This window comes from Streptomyces daghestanicus (assembly GCF_020521275.1).
GTDB classification, from domain to species: Bacteria; Actinomycetota; Actinomycetes; order Streptomycetales; family Streptomycetaceae; genus Streptomyces; species Streptomyces griseoviridis.
In genome coordinates this window covers 44027-60984 of the sequence record NZ_BNDX01000009.1, presented here as the reverse complement: position 1 = coordinate 60984, position 16958 = coordinate 44027, and the positions used below count along the sequence as shown (strand labels likewise).

The 16958-nt window shown below is 74.0% G+C and carries 7 protein-coding genes (1 of these 7 cut by a window edge); 1 reads left to right on the top strand and 6 read right to left on the bottom strand.

Translation table 11 applies throughout. The features are described from left to right. Positions 1-46: 46 nt before the first annotated feature. The 5 genes from Sdagh_RS18430 to Sdagh_RS18410 form a co-directional block, all read right to left on the bottom strand. Positions 47-667 (bottom strand): helix-turn-helix transcriptional regulator, encoded by a 621-nt coding sequence (locus Sdagh_RS18430; protein WP_189422231.1) that lies wholly within the window; start codon positions 665-667, stop codon positions 47-49. Positions 668-711: 44 nt separating this feature from the next. Then, on the bottom strand, positions 712-1467 hold the full coding sequence (locus Sdagh_RS18425; protein ID WP_189422232.1) for a class II glutamine amidotransferase: 756 nt from the start codon (positions 1465-1467) through the stop codon (positions 712-714). A 171-nt stretch (positions 1468-1638) separates the two neighbouring features. After that, a complete protein-coding gene (locus tag Sdagh_RS18420; RefSeq protein WP_190078234.1) occupies positions 1639-2628 on the bottom strand; it encodes an amino acid ABC transporter permease in 990 nt (329 codons plus the stop codon). After that, positions 2625-3272 carry an amino acid ABC transporter permease gene (locus tag Sdagh_RS18415; RefSeq protein ID WP_190078235.1) on the bottom strand — a complete coding sequence of 216 codons (648 nt, stop codon included), beginning with the start codon at positions 3270-3272 and terminating at the stop codon, positions 2625-2627. The genes Sdagh_RS18420 and Sdagh_RS18415 overlap by 4 nt, the downstream gene beginning before the upstream one ends. A gap of 3 nt (positions 3273-3275) precedes the next feature. Next, complete coding sequence (locus Sdagh_RS18410) at positions 3276-4223, bottom strand: glutamate ABC transporter substrate-binding protein (protein WP_226535404.1); 948 nt, start codon at positions 4221-4223, stop codon at positions 3276-3278. 454 nt (positions 4224-4677) lie between these two features. Here Sdagh_RS18410 and Sdagh_RS18405 point away from each other — a divergent pair, with 454 nt between their 5' ends. Next, a complete protein-coding gene (locus Sdagh_RS18405) occupies positions 4678-5589 on the top strand; it encodes a LysR family transcriptional regulator (RefSeq protein ID WP_189422235.1) in 912 nt (303 codons plus the stop codon). Here Sdagh_RS18405 and Sdagh_RS18400 read toward each other — a convergent pair whose 3' ends face one another. After that, positions 5590-16958, bottom strand: the 3' end of a protein-coding gene (locus tag Sdagh_RS18400; RefSeq protein WP_190078236.1) for a WXG100-like domain-containing protein. It continues 25789 nt past the right edge of the window; 11369 of the gene's 37158 nt are visible here — the last part of the coding sequence; its start codon lies off the right edge, out of view; the stop codon is at positions 5590-5592.

Below are 16958 nucleotides of genomic sequence, written 5' to 3'. Positions count from 1 at the left end.
GATTCCCGCGCGGGCGGCCCGGCTCCCGCTCCGGAGTCCCGCGCGGTCACAGGATGCCCGTGCGGATCGCGTGGGCGACGGCCTGGGTGCGGTTGCGCTTGCCCAGCCGTTTGACCGCGCTGTGGATGACGCTCTTGATCAGCCGCTCGGAGTAGCTCAGTTCACCCGCTATCTCCGCCACGTCCCGGCCTTCCGCGAGCAGGCGCAGTACGTCGATCTCGCGCGGCGCGAGCCCCGCGGGGGCGTCGGAGGTGTCGGGGGTGGCCCTGGTGCCGGGGACCGGCTCGCCCCGGGCGGCGGCGAGCGCGGCCTTCTCCATCTGGGTGAAGCTGGTGTGCTGCCGGAGCAGGAAGGTGACCACGCCGTGCCGGGCGGCGATCGCCAGCTGGCCCGCGCTCGCCCTGTCGGCGATCAGCACGATCCTGGCCCGGCCGCCCGTGGACCGGGAGATGTCCTGCAGCGCCGCCAGGGTCTGCCCGGTGATCCGGGGCGTGATCAGCACGGCGACGTCGGCGTCCCGGAGCCGGTCGCGTGCCAGTACCTCGACGTGGCCGCGTGCGGCCATGAAGGCGTGGGTGCCGTCGCGGGTGAGCGGGTCGTCGGCGAGGACGACGACGGACGGTGCCGGGACGGTCGTACCGTCACCGGGATCGGTCGAGTCGGGCATGGCGGAGTCCCTTCTCGGGGCGGGGTGGTGCCGGGGCAGGGCGGTCATCGGCCGTGGACGGTCAGGTCGAGGGTGCCGGGGCTCATGCGCAGCACATGGCGTTCCGGCAGGTGGGTCCACTCGGGGCTGGGCTGGGGCCAGCCCGTGGAGGCGACGACGGCCCGGCCGTCCTCGGTGGTGCGGTAGCGCAGGCCGAAGTAGCCGGTGCCCCGGCGGTCGATGACCACGGAGTGGGGGTCGTGCTCGGTGTAGGCGTACAGCGCCTCGGAGGTCAGCAGAAGGCAGTTGAGGCTGGCGGAGCGTTCGGCGGCGGCGCGGATGTCGTCGGCGGCCTGCATCAGCGCTTTGACCGGGTCGAGACCGTCGTCGACGCGCCGGCGCACCGCGAGGTAGAAGCGCTCGCTGTCGGTGGTGCCGTGGGCCGACGCCAGCAGGTCGGGGCCGATGACCGTGTCGAGGACGTCGACGGGGACGAAGTCGCCGTTGTGGGCGAAGGCCATGTCCCGGTCACCGAACGGGTGGGTGTTGGTCCGGTCGACGGGCAGGCCGGGGCTGGCCATGCGCAGGTGCAGCAGGGCCGCGTCGGACTCCGACAGGTTCAGGACGGTGTTCAGCAGCGGTCCGTCGTGGGCGCGTTCGGGGGCTTTCACCGCCTCGACCGTGCCGTCGGGCACGCGGACGGCCGTGCCCCAGCCGTCGCCGTGTTCCTCGGCCAGCTCCAGGAACGGTTCGAGGTCGTCGGCGAACAGGTCGCGCAGCGGGAAGGTCTGTCGTGAGACGGCGCCGATGAGTCGGCACATGGCGGGCTGCTCCTTGGCGGGACGTGGGGCCGGGAGGGGCGGCCGGGCGCGGGAGGTGCGCGGGCAGGCCGGACCGCCCGGTGGCGTGGCCGCCGCCGGTGGCGGTACGGCCACGCCCGGGAGTCGGACGTGGGGTGGGACGGGGTGTCCGGGCGGGTGCCCGGAGGAGGGTCAGCCGGGCGGTCGCGCCGCCCGGGCAGTGGTCCGGCGGCCGGCCGGTCGCCGTTCGAGGCGGGCCGCGCCGTGGGCCAGTGCCCCGTTGACGACGACGAAGACCAGGGCCACCACCAGGTGGCTCTGGATGACGGTGTGGTTGAACTCCCCCAGTACCTTGGCCGCGTTGAGCAGTTCGAGGAAGCTGACGACGTAACCGAGGGTCGAGTCCTTCAGCAGCCGCACCGACTGGCTGACGAGCGCGGGCGCGCTCTGCCGCGCGGCCTGCGGCAGCAGGACCAGCCTGAGGGTCTGGGCGTGGCCGAAGCCCAGCGCCAGGGCGGCCTCCCGCTGTCCGGCGGGCAGGGCCCGGACAGCGGCCCGGAAGATCTCCGCGAAGACCGCCGCGTTGGTCAGCGCGATGGGCCACACCAACTGCCAGAACAGCGGCAGCCGCAGGCCCGCCGCGGGCAGGCCGAGCAGGAAGGCGTAGACCAGCAGCAGCAGGGGAACGGCCCGCAGGACCTCCACGTACGTGGCGGCCGGGCGGCTCAGCCAGCCGGTGCCGCTGAGCCGGGCCAGCGCCAGCAGGATGCCGAGGGGCAGGGCGATCGCCCCGCTGACCAGGGTGACCTGGACGGTGGCCGCCAGGCTGTCGAGCAGGTAGCGGAGCACCGGCCACTGCCCGAAGAGCCGCCACTTGGCGGGGTCGAGCTGGCCGTGCGCCGCGAACTGGCGCAGCACCCAGGCGAGCAGGGCCGTGAACAGGACGAGGGAGGCGGCCGTGAGGACCGCGGCACGGCGCCTGGCGCGCGGCCCGGGCTCGTCGAAGAGCCGCAGGTCGTCACCGTCGATGTGGTCCAGGGCGGCGGAGAGCCGGTGCGGGAGGCGCTGCCGGGTGCCCCGGCCGGCCGCCGTGGTGCCGGACCGCGCGCGGGGCGGGCGGTCCGGGTACGCGTCCTCGCCGTACAGGTGCTCGGTACGCGGCTCCCGCAGGGACGAGGTCATCGCAGTACCGCCAGTCGTCGTTCGAGAACGGCCGCGGTGCGGCCGATCGCGAGGGTGAGCAGGACGTAGCACGCGGCGGCGGCGGCGAACGTGAACAGGGGCTGGGCGTACCGCTGGTCGAGCAGCACGGTCTGGCCGGTGAGTTCCTGGGTGACGCCGACGGCCGCGGCCAGCGAGGAGTTGAGCACCACGGCGATCAGCAGGGACGCCAGCGGCTGGACCGTGGCCCGCAGTGCCTGGGGGACGACGACACAGCGCAGTACCTGGCCGAAGGTCAGACCGAGGGCGCGCGCCGCCTCCGTCTGGCCGGGCGGCACCGACCGGACGCCGGCCCGCACGGTCTCGCAGAGGAACGCCGCCCAGTACAGGCCCATCGCGGTGACGACGGTCCAGAACAGCGAGTAGACGACGCCGATCTCCGGCAGCCCGAACACGAACAGGGTCAGCAGCACGAGGAGCGGGACGCCGCGCACCGCCGACACGTACAGCGCGGCGAACAGGCGCAGGGGGCGCACCGGGCAGATCCGGCACACGGCCAGCAGCAGTCCCACGGCGGTGGCGAGCAGGAAGGTGGCGGCGCTGAGGTGCAGGGTGACGAGCAGGCCGTGGGCGAAGACGCCGGGGTGGGAGGTGAGGACGTGCACGGCTCAGCCGATGGCGGGCGGGGTGGGCACCGGTCCGGGCACCTGGGTGCCGATGGTGTTCTTCCACAGGGTGGCCCAGGTGCCGTCCGCCTCGATCTTCCTCAGCCAGTCGTTCACGAACGTCTTGAAGTCGGGCCGGTCGAGCGGGAGGCCGATGCCGTACGGCTGTTCGCCGTAGGTCCCGGCGACCACCTTGACGTCGGGGTGGGTGCCGGCGTTGCCGGCCAGGACGCCCTGGTCGAGGACGTAGGCGTCGGCGCGGCCCTGGCGCAGGGCCTGGAGGCACTCGGTGTTGGTGTCGAAGAGCTGGATCTTCGCGGAGGGCACCCGCTCCTCGACGACGGCGGCGGCCGTGGAGCCGGACTGGGTGGTGACCGTCCTGCCCTTGAGGTCGTCGAGGGAGGCGATGCCCTTCTGGTCCTCGCGGAGCTGGATGCCGAGGCCGTCGACGTAGTACGGGCCGGCGAAGTTGACGGCCTTCGCCCGCTCGTCGGTGATGGTGTAGGTGGCGATGACCGCGTCGACGGAGTGGTTCTTCAGCAGCGCCTCGCGGGTGGCGGCGGTGACGTTGACCAGCTTGGTGTCCGGCTTGCCGATGATGTACTTCGCCAGCAGCCGGGAGAGGGCGGCGTCGAAGCCCTCGACCTTGCCGGTGGTGGGGTCGAGCTGGGAGAACAGCGCGGCGGTCTGGGTGCCGCCGACCACCAGGGTGCCGGCCTCCTTGATCTTCGCGGCGGTGGAGCCGGCCGGCATCAGGGACGCGCTCGCGGGCTTCTCGTCGGCGATGAGCCGGTCGATGGCGCTCGTGCCGGCCTTCTTGCCGGCGGCGGCCGGTGCTCCCGGGACGACCGTGTCCGAGGAGCCGGAGCAGGCGGAGGCCAGGACCAGGGCGGCGGCGGCCGCCGCGGCGGCCAGCGGGGCGCGTCGGCGCCCGCGTACGGTGCTGAGCACGATGGACTCTCCGGGGAGCGAGGGAACGGTTCGACAGGACGGGGGCACCGGTATCGCCGCCCTGGGTCGCAGTGGCGGCGATACCGGACGGACCGGGTGAGCGGGGGAGGTCGCGTCCGGTCCGTGTCTGGGGGCGGGGTGTCCGCCGGATCGGTACGGAGTCAGCGGCGACGGGCATCCGCGCGCCGCCGGCCGGGCTCCCGTCCCTCGGCGGGGCGGGGGACGCCGTCGGCGGGGGGGTGCCCGCGGTCACGGTCTCCCGTCGGCCGACGCGCTGCCGGCGCCGGTCTCGGGGACCGCGTCGGTCCGCACCGTACTGGTCACGGGAACTCCTGCTGGGGGCGGGGAGTGGGAGACGAACGGCTCATCTGCACGTGCTATTTGACCGGACCGCGCCGGTGGTGTCCAACGAGGATTTTTTCGCGCTTGCATCAAAGTCGCTTATCGTTCGCCCATGTTGGACATCCACCAACTGAAGGTGCTGACCGAGGTCGCCCGGACAGGTTCCTACACGGCGGCGGCCACCTCGCTCGGATACACCCAGCCCGCGGTCAGTTACCAGATGCGTCAGCTCCAGCAGGCGGTGGGCACACCGCTCGTGGTGAAGGTGGGGCGGGGGCTGCGGCTCACCGAGACCGGCCGGTCCCTGGTCCAGCACGCGGACGCCATCTTCTCCGTCCTGCGTGCCGTGGACCAGGAGGTGTCCTCACAGGTGGCACGGGGTGGCGGACTGGTGCGGATGGTGGCCTTCCAGAGCAGCTGCGTCACTCTCGTCCCGGAACTGGTCGCCCGGTTGCGCCGCCTCCACCCCGAGGTGCGGGTGACGGTGACCCAGGCCGAGCCGGTCGAGGCACGGCATCTGGTCCGGACCGGTGAGGCCGACCTCGGTCTGCTGTGCAACTGGGAGAACGAGGACCTGCCCGAGGGTGAGGCCACGATGCGGCGGGTGGAGCTGATGACCGACCGCCGGTGTGTCCTCATGCCCGAGGACGATCCGATGGCCGCCCAGGAGACCGTCGACCTCGCCTCCCTGGCCTCGCGTGACTGGGTGATGGAGAGTTTCCGTGACCGTTTCCTGGCCGCCTGCACCAATCTGGGGTTCGAACCGCGCATCGTCGCCACCATGGACGACGTCAGTGCCATCCAGGCCCTGGTCGCCGCCCGGCTCGGCATCAGCCTGGTGAGTGAGATGGCGCTGTCCGCGCATGTGGCGCCCGGCCTGGTGTACCGCCCGTTGCGGCAGTGGCCGTTGCGGCGCACCTACGCGCTGCTGTGGCCGGACATGGCCTCGGTGCCCGCGGTCATGACGGTGCTGGAGGAGATCCGCGGCATCGCGGCCGGACTGCGCCGTCCGCCGCCCGGCTGATCAGGCCGGCGCGTCACCCGGAGGGACGCCGTCCGTCGTCTCCGGGCCGGTGGGGTCACCGTCCGGTCGCGGAAGGCGTGTCGGGGAACGGTGGCCGCGGCTGCGGGTTCCGGTGGCCGGCTTGGCGAGGTGGCGGCGCGGGACGGGTACGGCACGCGGGGAGGGCGGCGTGGGGCTTCCGGCCCGCGGGGCGGGCTCGGTCGTCCGCCGGGGGGCCGCCTCGGACGAGGGCGGCGCGGGGGTGGTGCCGCGGTCGGCGGGCGGGGTCTCGGTCGTCCGCAGGACCACGGTGCCGACCACCCAGCGGGTTCCCCGGGGCCCGACGACCCGCAGCACCGCGAGCGCCCGTATCTGGTGGCTGTGGGCGCCGCGTTCGGCGCCCGCCAGCGCGGTGCCGAAGCGGAGCACCTCGCGGCGCGGCGCGGTCTGGGTGTGGGTCAGTCCGGCGGTGGTGCGCTGTCCGGTCACCGGCACGGTGGGGCCGACGCGGTCCGCCGCGGCGGCGTCCAGCGGGACACTGGCACCGAACCCGAGGGCCGGCGAGGTGGTGAGGTCGCCCTGGGAGACGAAACCGTCGGTGGAGACCTCCAGGTGGTCGACACCGGCGTCGATGCTGTCCGCCTCACCGCGCGGCGCGTACAGCGCCATGTGCACGGAGGTGGCGCTCGTGCCCGGCTGGCCCAGGAACGGCGCGGTCGCGGCCGGTGACAGCAGCGTCGGACGGCCGCTCCTGGCGAGCTGGGTCAGACGCACCAGCATGCCCTCCGCCGAGGCCGAGAACGGCAGGTCGCCCGGCCGGCCCAGCGCGGGGTCGACGGCCCGCAGCGCCTCGGCGAGCTGGGGCAGGGCATCAAGGTGGTAGAGCGCGAACGGTCGCGTGGGGACCCATGCCGGGCCGGTGAGCAGAGCGCGCAGTTCCGGGGGCACCTCCATGTCGACGGCGGTCTCCCCCGGCCTGGCCACGGGGGGCAGGGCGGGGTCCGTCCGGTAGACGGCAGGTTCGGCCAGCGCGTCCGACGGCACCGGGGCGGCGGGGGTGTCCGAGCCGTTGAAGTGCAGCACCACGTCCGCGGTGACGTGCCGGGTGACCTGCTGCACAGGGCGGGGCAGCAGGTCGCGCACGCTCGGCGGCAGCAGCCGTGCCACCTGCCCGACGGCCCGGTCGGCACCGCCGTACAGCAGCCGCAGGGGCATGCCGGTGAGGAGTTCGTCCATGGCTCGGGCGGAGACGGTCACCTCGAAGCGGTAGGGCACCTCGAACTCGGAGACGTCCTTCATCGTCCGCTGCCACACGCGCCGTTCGCGGACCGAGGTGGCGGCGTCGGTGGTGCCGGACTGGCGGGTGACCGCGAGGGTCGGCCGGTAGCGGATGCCGTCGTGCTGCACCACCGGCGAGGCGTCGAGCGTGTCGGAGGTCGTCCGGGTGACCGTCTGCCGGGTGCTGCCGGGGACCGGCAGCGAGCCGCCGGCGCCGCTCGCGTGGCCGAGGATCGTGTCCAGTCCGGGGTTCCCCGCCGCGCGCCGGCCCCGGACAGCGTCCAGTGCCGTGTCGGGTACGGCCCGCAGGGCGACCTCCACCAGCATCGGTCCGAGCCAGGAGCGGTGGACGAAGTGGAAGGCGGTGCGGCTGTCCGGTCCGAGGGCGGCGAGCACGCGCATGCCGAGGGACGAGGCGTGTTCGTTGATGCGGGAGAGGACACCGGGCAGATGGGTCGCCGAGCCCGGCACGGTGACTCCGGGGGCGACCCGTTCGACCAGCTCGCGCACGGTCCCCTCGAACACCGAACGGAAGCCGGTCTCCTCCACCGGCGGACGCACCTCCGTCACGGCCCCGAAGCCGAGGCGACCGCCGCTCGCCGTGAACCAGGAGGGCAGGGCGCGGTCCGCGGGGGCCGTCACCGGCTTCGTGGGGAGCGGGTCGGGAGCGAAGTCGGGGTCGTTGGCGAGGTCGTGATCGCTGAGCAGGAACTCCAGGCCGCCCGGGACCTCGACGATCCGGGAGTCCTCGAACCGTGGCCGGCCGGCCACCGTGCCGGTCACGACGTTGCGCAGGCCCGCGCGGACCGTGACCTTGTAGGTGATGTCGGCGGTGTAGCGGTGTGCGGGGACGTCGTTCTCACTGGTGACCCGGAAGATCGCGGACGTGTCGGTGACCGTGGTGCCTTCGGTGACGGCGCTCCGGCGGGCGTAGTGGCCGGCCGGCGCGATCGTGCCGGCCCCGTAGTCGGCGGCGAGGGTGACACCCGTCGCGTGAGCGCTGGTGCCGCTGCGGGTGTCGGCGGCGGCGTCCACCGACTGGACCCACCGTTCGTAGTCCAGGATGCCGGGCCGGGCCAGTTCCCGTACGCCGGACAGATAGCCCTCCACCTCGATGACGACGTCGGTGCCCGCGAGGGCGCCCGAGCCGACGGAGCCCTCGATGACGTAGCTGTCGTTGAAGAGGCGGAACGCGTTGGCGTTCAGGTGGTGCGGGGACAGCGCCGTCTCGATGAGCTGCCGCGCCACGCTCCCGGGCGTGGTCAGTGGCTCGCCGGCCGCTGACGCGCCCAGCCGGCCGAAGACGCCCGCCGCGGCGGACCGCACGGCCCGTCCGGCACCGCCGAGGGCGTCGGCCGCCCAGCGCGCGTACGGCGAGGGGGCGGAGGGCGCCGCGGCGGGTTCCCGGTGTTCCGGGACGGCGTCGGGCCACGCGCCCGGTACCGGCCGCAGTTCGATGCCCTGGTCCGTCTCCCCGGCGGCCTCCTCCTCGGGGCGCGGCGGACGGCCGGCCGCCGCGAGCATGTCGTCGACCGCCGCGCGCAACTGCTCGCTGCCGGCCGCCCGGTCGATGAGCGCGGTCTCGGGCAGTCTGACCGCGTCGTCCCGGAGAGCGGCGTCGGCGTCCGTGACCGGCCGGGGGCGGCCGGGGGCGGCCGGCCGGCGTTCGTCGGGGTGCTCCAGGGTCCTGTACGTGGGCACCGCGAGGCTGACCCGGCCCTCGGCCGGGACCGCCTGCGGGGCCTCGCCGTGGCTGTACGACATCGAGGCGCGGTAGGTGACGGGCAGGGTGTGCACCTGTACGCCGTCGGCGGTGGGGCTGAGCAGGTAGTACTCGTGCCCGGTGCCCGCGCTGGACCCCGTGGTGGTGGCCGACTGGCGGCTGTACGTGTACTCCGGCGTCAGGCCCTGGAACCACAGGTTGCCGCGCTGGTCGAAGGGGTTGCTGAGCGATGCCTGGAGACCGCCGCTGAGCACCAGGGGCACCTTGCTGAGCTGCTCGTCGCCGAGCACCGTCGAGCCGGTGAAGTTGTTCGTCTGCACCGCGGCCAGGTCCCGGTCGTGGGTGACGCCGCCGTGCTCCTGGTCGTCGAGGTAACGGCGTTCCGCGGTGAGGCGGAAGGACACCCGCTGGGTGCCGGTGATTCCCGGCAGTTCGAAGACGACGGGGAGTCCGCCGGACGTCATCTCGTCGAAGCCGGCGCGCAGGCCCGTGGCGGAGCGGATCTGGTCCAGGGCCCGCTGGTTGTTCAGCCGCTGGAGGTGGACGGCGCCGCTCAGCGGGCCGTGGTACCAGCCGCCGGGGCGGTTGCGGCGGGGCGGAAGGAACCCGTGGTCGGCGAGCCAGGTCTCCAAGTGGTCGAAGAGCGGCTCGGCCCCCCGCACGGCCAGCGGGGTCACGGTGGCGCCCAGGTCGGTGAGGTGCAGGATCTCCGGCGGGAGGTGGCGCGGGCGCACGGGCGCGCCGGTGACCGTCTCCAGGGACGGTGCCCGAAGGATCAGCGGGTACGCCTTCCCGGTGGCCGGCGCGGACCCGGCGGCCGGGGTGACCTCCAGCCCGTCGGGCCGGACGAGGGTGACGTCGAACACCACCTGCGTCCTCATCCGCAGCAGGGGGGCGGCGGTGCGCAGGGAGCGGGAGGTCCGGGCGCTGCCACCGGCGGTCAGGGTGTGGGTGACCTGCTGCTGGAAGGTGCCCTGGGCGGTCAGGGTGAGGCCGGCCGGTTCCGTTCCGGCCGCGTCCGGGGCGCCGAAGGCGAGGCCGCCGCTGACGCCGAGTCCGAGACCGGCCGCGTTGGTGACCGCCGCGCTGCCGGACATCCGTACCGAGCGCAGCACATGGCTCTGCAGGACGACGTTGCGCGTGGCCGGCCCGGCGAGCGTTTCCCCGCCCGGTGTCTGCGAGATCTCCGCCCGCATCCGCAGCATGCCGATGACGGAGCCGTTCGTGGTGTACAGGGTCGGGGAGCTGAGGTGCCCGCCCGTCATGAGGGGCAGGTTGCCGCGCACCACGCCTTCGTCGAGGAACTGGCGGAGCTGGTTCAGGGACGCCTCGGAGGCGTCGCCCAGCTCGTGCGCGAACGCGTCCAAAAGGTCGGAGAGGAAGACGTCGGCCTCGGGCATGGCCTCGGCCGCGAGGAGCGGGACCTCCTCCAGGAGGGTGGGGAGCGGCGCCGGGCGCGGCTGCGCGCCGTCATCCGGCACGGGTTCCATGAGGTGCTGGGGGAACCAGACGGTCAGCGGGTCCGGGGCGGTCCGCGGGGCGCCCCACTGGTGCGGTGCGGGGGTGCCGGTGACGGCCTGGCGGACCGAGCCGGTGGTGCGTATCTCCGCGTGCAGGGTGTACTCCACCGGCCAGGACCGCTCACGGCTCTGCAGGATGGCCATCGGCATCACCGTCGCGCTGGTGCTGACGGAGGTCGTGGTCTGGTTGTGGGTGTAGGTGACCTGCGGGGTCAGGGTCAGCCGGCGGAACCATCCGGTGTGCGCGAAGGGCAGCGTGTGCCCATGGCTGACGGCGAGCGAGCGCAGGTCGCCGACCGAGTCGGTGGTGCCCGCCTCACTGACACCGAGCGCCCAGCGCTGGATGTTGACCGGCGGGCCGTCCGGCATCTCCTCGATCCGCGCGGACACCCGGCGGGGCGTGTCCGTGGTGAAGCGCAGGGCCACCGGGTAGGTGTCGCCGCGGTAGGACGCCCGCAGCGGCAGGCCGTGGGTGCTGAACAGCCGCGGCCACTCGCTGCTGAGGCGAGCCGGGGTCAGCTCGGCGCGCAGGGCCCGGCGGAAGGCGGCGTCCTCGCCCCGTCCGGCCTCGACCTGCTCGGCGATGCGCTCATGCAGCCAGTTCACCGTCCCGTCCGGCACCGGGGCGACGTGGACGAGCCCGAGGGAACCCGGGCGGTCCGTGCCGAACGTGGCGACGGTGCTGCTGAGCCGCTCTTCGGCGGGGACGGCCGGCGGTGCGGTCTCGGTCAGGTCGGCCACGGACTCGGGCAGCGGGACGGTCAGCGGGTCGGGCGGTGCGGTGGTGAGCCGGTCGAGGTCGCGCGCGGCCGTCGTCGCCTCGTCCTCCGCGCGGGAGGCGAGCACGGGGTTGCCGGGGGGCTCGCTGTCGGGGTGGTCACCGTAGAGCCTGCGGAGCAGCGGGGCGAGCAGCGGTTCGTGCTCGCGGACCCAGTCGGCGCCGTTGTGGCGCGGCCGGCCGGTGTACGGGTCGTGCCCCCGGTTGGCGCCGAGATAGGCGGTGCTGGTCTGGGCGAAGTACTCCTCGACGCCGGTGGACGCGTAGTTGTCGACCGGGGCGCCCCGGGTGTCCCGGCGTGGGCCGTCGGCCCACTCGGCGTCGTGGCCCGCGGCCAGCAGCTGCTCGTAGGCGGTCCGGACGAGCGCGCGGTCGGTCTCATCGAGACCGAACAGGTGCACCAGGTGGGCGAGTTCGTGGGTGACGGTCGAGTAGCCGTCGGGGTGGCCCACGGCTTCCGGCAGGTCCGGGTCCTGGCCGAGCAGGTTCTCCTCGGCCACCACGACCAGGCCCGCCCTGGCGTGGGTGACGCCGCGCAGGGTGTCCGTGGGACCGTCGGGCGGGCCGGTCAGGTCCGCGACGCCGGGCAGGTCGGTGAGCCGGGTGCCGCGCGGCAGTACCAGTACCCGTGCTCCGGACGCGGCGACGCGTGCGGCCACGTCCCGGTCCCGCAGGACGCGGGTGAACAGGCGCACCAGTTCGTTGCGGGCCGCCACGGGCCGGCTCACCCCGTCGGGCAGGTGGATCAGACCGGCCACGAGGCCGGCGGTCCCGGGGTCCGCCGCGGACGCGTAGACGTCCGGTGCCGGAACCGGTGTCCGCTCCTCCGCGTCCTGCGGCGCGGGGCGGGCCGGGGGCGCGCCGAACGTCGGGACGGCGGGCGGGGCGGCGGTCGCGGTCCCCGCGCCGGCGTCCGTGTCGGCGGCGCGCACCGCCTCCTCGACGGCGTCGACGCGCAGGGGGGCGTCGGCCGTGTCGTCGCCGGACGCCCGGTCGCCGTCGGTCCGCGCGTCGGAGACGACGGGCGGGGTGGGGGCGTCGGTGGTGCGGACCGACGGCCGGTCGGCACCGGCGCGGCGCCCGGCCTCGGCCCTGATCTCCTCGGCCAGTGCGGAGCGGCGCTCCACGGAGGTGCGGTACAGCTCGGCCAGGAACCGGGGCAGTTCGGATGCCGGGACCCCCATCCCGTCCAGCAGGACGGCGGAGTCCTCCTCCAGCAGACCGGCAGTCCGGGCCTGTTCGACCGTGAGGGCGTGCACGCCGGGGCCGTCGGTGGCGAGCGGGTCGAAGGCCTGGACCCGTCCATTGGGCTCGACCCAGCGGTGCAGGAGGGTGCCGTCCGTCCCCGTGAGGTCGGCACGGACCGGTATGTCCAGTTCGTGGGCGAGTTCGCGCAGCAAGGGGGTCGTGGAAAGACCGGTCACGGCCGCGAGCGGCGGCAGGGCCACGGGGGGCACCCGGCCCCCGGCCAGTTCGCCGCGGGCCCGGTCGACCTCCCGTGCCACGTCCCAGAGAGACTCCTCGGTGGCGGGGACGGGCGGGCCGCCGAGCAGCCCCTCGAAGGTGGCGAGCGCCGCCGGGGCCGGGACGGCCGGGTCGGTGGCGCGGGCCGCCTCCAGGTCGGAGCGGAGCGTCTCCACCGCCCAGTGGAGCATGGCGCGCCGGGCGCGGGTGACCAGTTCCGGCCGGTCCAGCCGGAGCACGGCCGCGTCCAGTGCGCCCTTCGCGCGGGTGGCGACGTCCTCGGCCCGGATCAGGCGGGCCGTCTCCTGCCCGAGGCGGAAGACGGTCCCCTCCGGCCCGCCGGCGGCCCGCTCCAGCAGGGCGGTCAGGTCGAGGGCGGGGGCGTCGGCCAGCTTCTCCCAGGCCGCGCCGGGCAGGGCCGGCGGCGGACCGGTGCGCTCCAGGCGGGCCCGCAGCTCCCCGATCTCGGCCTGGAACAGCTCGACGTAGACGTCACCGGTGAACGGGTCGCTCACCAGAGGGCCGACGCCGCCGGGCCTGGTGGTGGCCGGGCCCAGCAGATGCCGGGTGTACGGTTCGGCCTCCAGCCGGTAGCGGCCGCGCAGGCGTACCAGGTGGACCGGGCCCTGCTGCTTGATGTGCTGTTCGCGCCGGTAGTTCTCGGTACCGGCCCCGGCGAGGCCGTTGCCGGTGTTCCAGGAGGCTGAGGCGCCGCCCTGTCCGGTGTACGGCGGGTAGCTCTGCCCGTCGGAGGTCTTCGCCGGGTCGTGCTGGGCGAGCACGCCGGAGGCGGAGGTGCCCGCGCCGGCCACGGGACGCCAGCGGTCGTGGGAGGCGCTGGCCGTCGTGCCGCTCTGGTGCTTGGTGTAGCGGCCGGTGCCGGTGCCGTGGACCGGGCCGAGGATTTCCAGGCCGAAGAGGTCGCCCCGCAGGTAGAGGCGGGCCCGGCGGGAGGTCCGGCCCGGCTCGAACAGGGAGTCGGTGAGCAGGTGGCGGTGGCCGGCGGTGGCCTGCAGCAGGTGGTTGGTGAGGTGCAGGCGGCTGAGCAGGGGGTTCAGGATGCGCGAGCCGTCGGCGTCCGCGCCGAACAGGCGCCGCATCAGCCGCTGGCCGGCGGGCAGCGCGTCGTCCAGCAGGGTGCCCGCCACGTACGCGTCGCCGGGCAGCTCGGGCAGCGGGCGGGGGTCGTGCGCGCCGGAGGGGCCGTACTGGGGGTGGAACTCGCCGAGGCCGCGCGGGACCTGGAGGTCGAGTGTGCCGGAGGCGGTGGTGACGGCGGTGGTGGAACGAGCGCCGTCCAGCGCCCGGTACAGGCCGGTGAGCCAGGTGTTCAGCGGCCGGCCCGCGGTGTCCAGACGGCGCACGGAGACGGTGAGGGTGTGACGCAGGCGGGCCAGGTAGGTGCCGTCCCAGGCGTACGCCGTCCGCTCCGTGGTCGCGGTCTCGGCCCTGGTGACGCCCTGGTGCGAGCCGGTCCCGACCCCGATCCCGCCGTTGTGGGAGGTGTACGTCTCGCCGCCACCGATCTTGCCGACGGTGAAGCTCTGGCCCACGTCCCGGGAGTTTCCGGCCGAGGTGGACTCGTAACCGTGGCCGTACTTCTCCAGGCCGGAGTCGGGCCGGAAGTCGTACACCTGCGGCGCGGAGTCCAGGGCGTCGCTCAGCTTGATCTCGACCACGTCGGACAGCAGCCAGCCGATCGGGTTGACCAGGTAGAAGGTGTGCCCGTTCGGTGACAGCAGGTCTTCCCACATCGCCGAGTCGCGGCCCTCGGCCAGCATCGACTGCAGGACGTTGACGGAGCCCTGCAGCCGGCCGATCCGGCGTCCGTCGCCACGCCACAGCTCGGGCCGCGCGGCGAGCAGTCCGGGCGCGACCCGGTCGACCTGTGCGCGCACGATGTCGTACGTGGACCGGGCCGTGTCGTAGGAGACACCGCGCACCGTGCTGTGTCCGAGCATGGTGCCGCCCGGGTTCCGGTGGGTGAGGTACTCGGGGAAGCCGCTGGCGGGGAAGGCGTTCCCCGGTTCGGAGAGCGGCAGGCCGAAGCGCCGGCCGAACGCCGCCCTGGTGCGGGCGTCCAGGACGGGCAGGACGCCGTTGTCGTGCAGCTGGGCCAGGGTCCGGGCCAGATCCCGGCGGCCGAGGGTCAGTCCGGCCAGGGGGTGGGCGGCGGTCCGGTCGGCCGGCTCGGGCGTGTCGGCCATCCACCGGGACAGCACGCCGGCGACGGTGGTTCCGCTGAGCCGGACCTCACCGGCGTACCAGCGGTTCATGACGTCGACGAGCCGCTCGTCGGGCACCGGAAGGGCGTCCTCGGCGTAGCGTTCCAGGGCGTCCGGTTCGCTGAGGACGTACATCACGGTGTTGCCGGAGACGAGCCGCCGGTCCGACCGGTGGCTGGAGGGCAGCAGCTTCGCCGACTTCTCCCACCGGCTGCGCACCTCGAAGTCCGCCTGCGCCCGGTACACGTATCCCCGGCCGAACCCGAGCCGGATCATCTCCTCGGCACCGGTCTGCCCCCGGGTGGCGGAGGTGTTCCACTGCCAGTTCCTCGTGGCGCCCGTCTCCCCCTGCAGGGAGCCGCCGCCCACCGGGCCGCCGACGGTCACACCCGCCTGCGCCCAGCTCACGCCGGACGAGGAGGTGTCGGTGTGGCTGGTCTGGGTCATCCACAGACCGATGTCACCGAGGACGAAGTCCTCCAGGACACCGGCGAAGGCGGACGGCCCGAGGCTCGCGCGCACGTCGACCGCGGCGTGGGTGTTGCGGAACCCGGTGTCGAAGAACTGATCGCTGGTGTAGCGCCCGCGGACGATCTCCTTGAGGTGGGCCCGGACCTGGATGGTGCCGGTGAAGGAGTGCAGCTCCGAGTCGGCATGGCCCTGCGGGCCGGTCAGGTCGTCCAGTGCGGAGACGGCCGCTTCGTGCAGGCCGGTCGCGTCGACGTGGTAGACGACCGCCCGGTCGAGTACCGAAGCGTCGGTCCGGCGCCGGTGGTTCACCGCGGTGCTCACGGTGGTGTCGAGCGGTGGCAGATAGGCGGTGATCCGCTGCCGGGGCACCTCGATGGGGAGCGGGTCCCGGGCGCCCGGCCGCAGCCGTCCCTGGAGGCCGCTGTGCTGGAGCTCCAGGGTGGCGGTGAGGTCGAGGTACAGGGCGTGTCTGCCGACCACGCCGTTGTACTCCAGGAGTTCGGGCCGGTTGTTGAGGAAGGTGACGGCGGCGGTGGCGCCCACGGTGCGCTTGAGGTCCAGGCCGACGGGGGCCGCCTTGAGCTGGTTGAAGCCCGTGCGGAAGCGGATGCCGAGCCCGATCTGGCGGTTGCCGCCGGTGGACTGGCCGGCGGTCTCCATCCCCATGGCGAGGTAGACGACCGGCCTGGTCCTGGTGACGCCGAGGAACTCCGGCGGCGCCTCTTCCGCGGAACTGGGCCGCGCCCGCAGCGTGATCTTCACGGCGTCCAGGTCGAGGTCGACGCCGAGGACGCCCCGGGGCCGCGTCATCGGAATGATCACCCCGGTCTGCAGCAACTGGTCGATGTGCGACTCCAGTCCCCGCCGGGAGACGTACTTGTCGAGCAGTTCGTGGTTCTGCAGCAGACCGTCCACCGTGGCGGCGTGCGACCACCAGCGGGCGTCGGAGAGGGGTGCCGTCCGGTCGCCGGTGAGGAAGCCGAGACGCCGCAGTTCGGCCGCGAGGGCGCCATGCAGCTCGCGCACGGTGTGCTCGTCGAACTCCACGACGCCGGTGCCGATGCCGCGGCCCTCCCTGACGTGCGGCGGCAGGTCGAGGTGGAGGGGGTCGTCCGGCCGGTGTCCGGTGTCGCGGAGCAGGCCGGGCCGGTACGGCACGCGGGGTTCGGTGGCGGCGGTGTCGTTCAGCGCCTCCCGGTCCACCGGGAACCCGTGCGCGAACGCCTCGGCCTCGGGCATGCGCACCATGCCCTGCCCGCGCACCGCGGGGGTGGTGACGAGCTTGCCGCCCCGCACCGCGACGTGCGCCCTGTGCTGGAATTCCACGCGGTAGGCGGCGCTCGGGCCGGTGTCGCGCGGGACCACGACGCTCAGTCCGGTACGGCCGCTGCTGATGCCGTCGGAGTGGTTCCAGGTCATCGACAGGGAAGCACTGATCCCCAGGCCCAGCGCGGGGTTGACGAGCGGCAGGGGCACCAGGCTCAGCTCGGCCGACGGGGCGCTGAGCGTGGTCGACTGGCCGAGGCCGTGCGCGCCGCTGGTGCCGTCGATCGCGGTCCTGACGTTCTCGATCGGCGCCTTGTCGCTGGTACTGCCGACCCGGGTGCCCCGTGACTGGCGCACCGAGTGCACCTCCACCGTGGCGATGGGCTTGCCGTAGCGGTTGTGCAGGGTGAAGGGATAGCCGTGCCGGTCACCGACGGCCTCGTCCAGGTGGGAGTCGAGGTTCCACAGCTTCTGCAGCAGTTCCTCGCGGGGCACGCTGCCGACGGGGAGGTGGAGTCCCTCGCCGCGCAGGGCCTCGACGATCCGGTCGAACAGCGCCGGCAGGCCGGTGAGACCGGAGGCGTAGTGCACGAGTGGCAGCAGGTCCTCCAGACCGTTCGTGCCCTCGGCGATCACCTGTTCACCGGCTTCGCGGACGTAGTGGT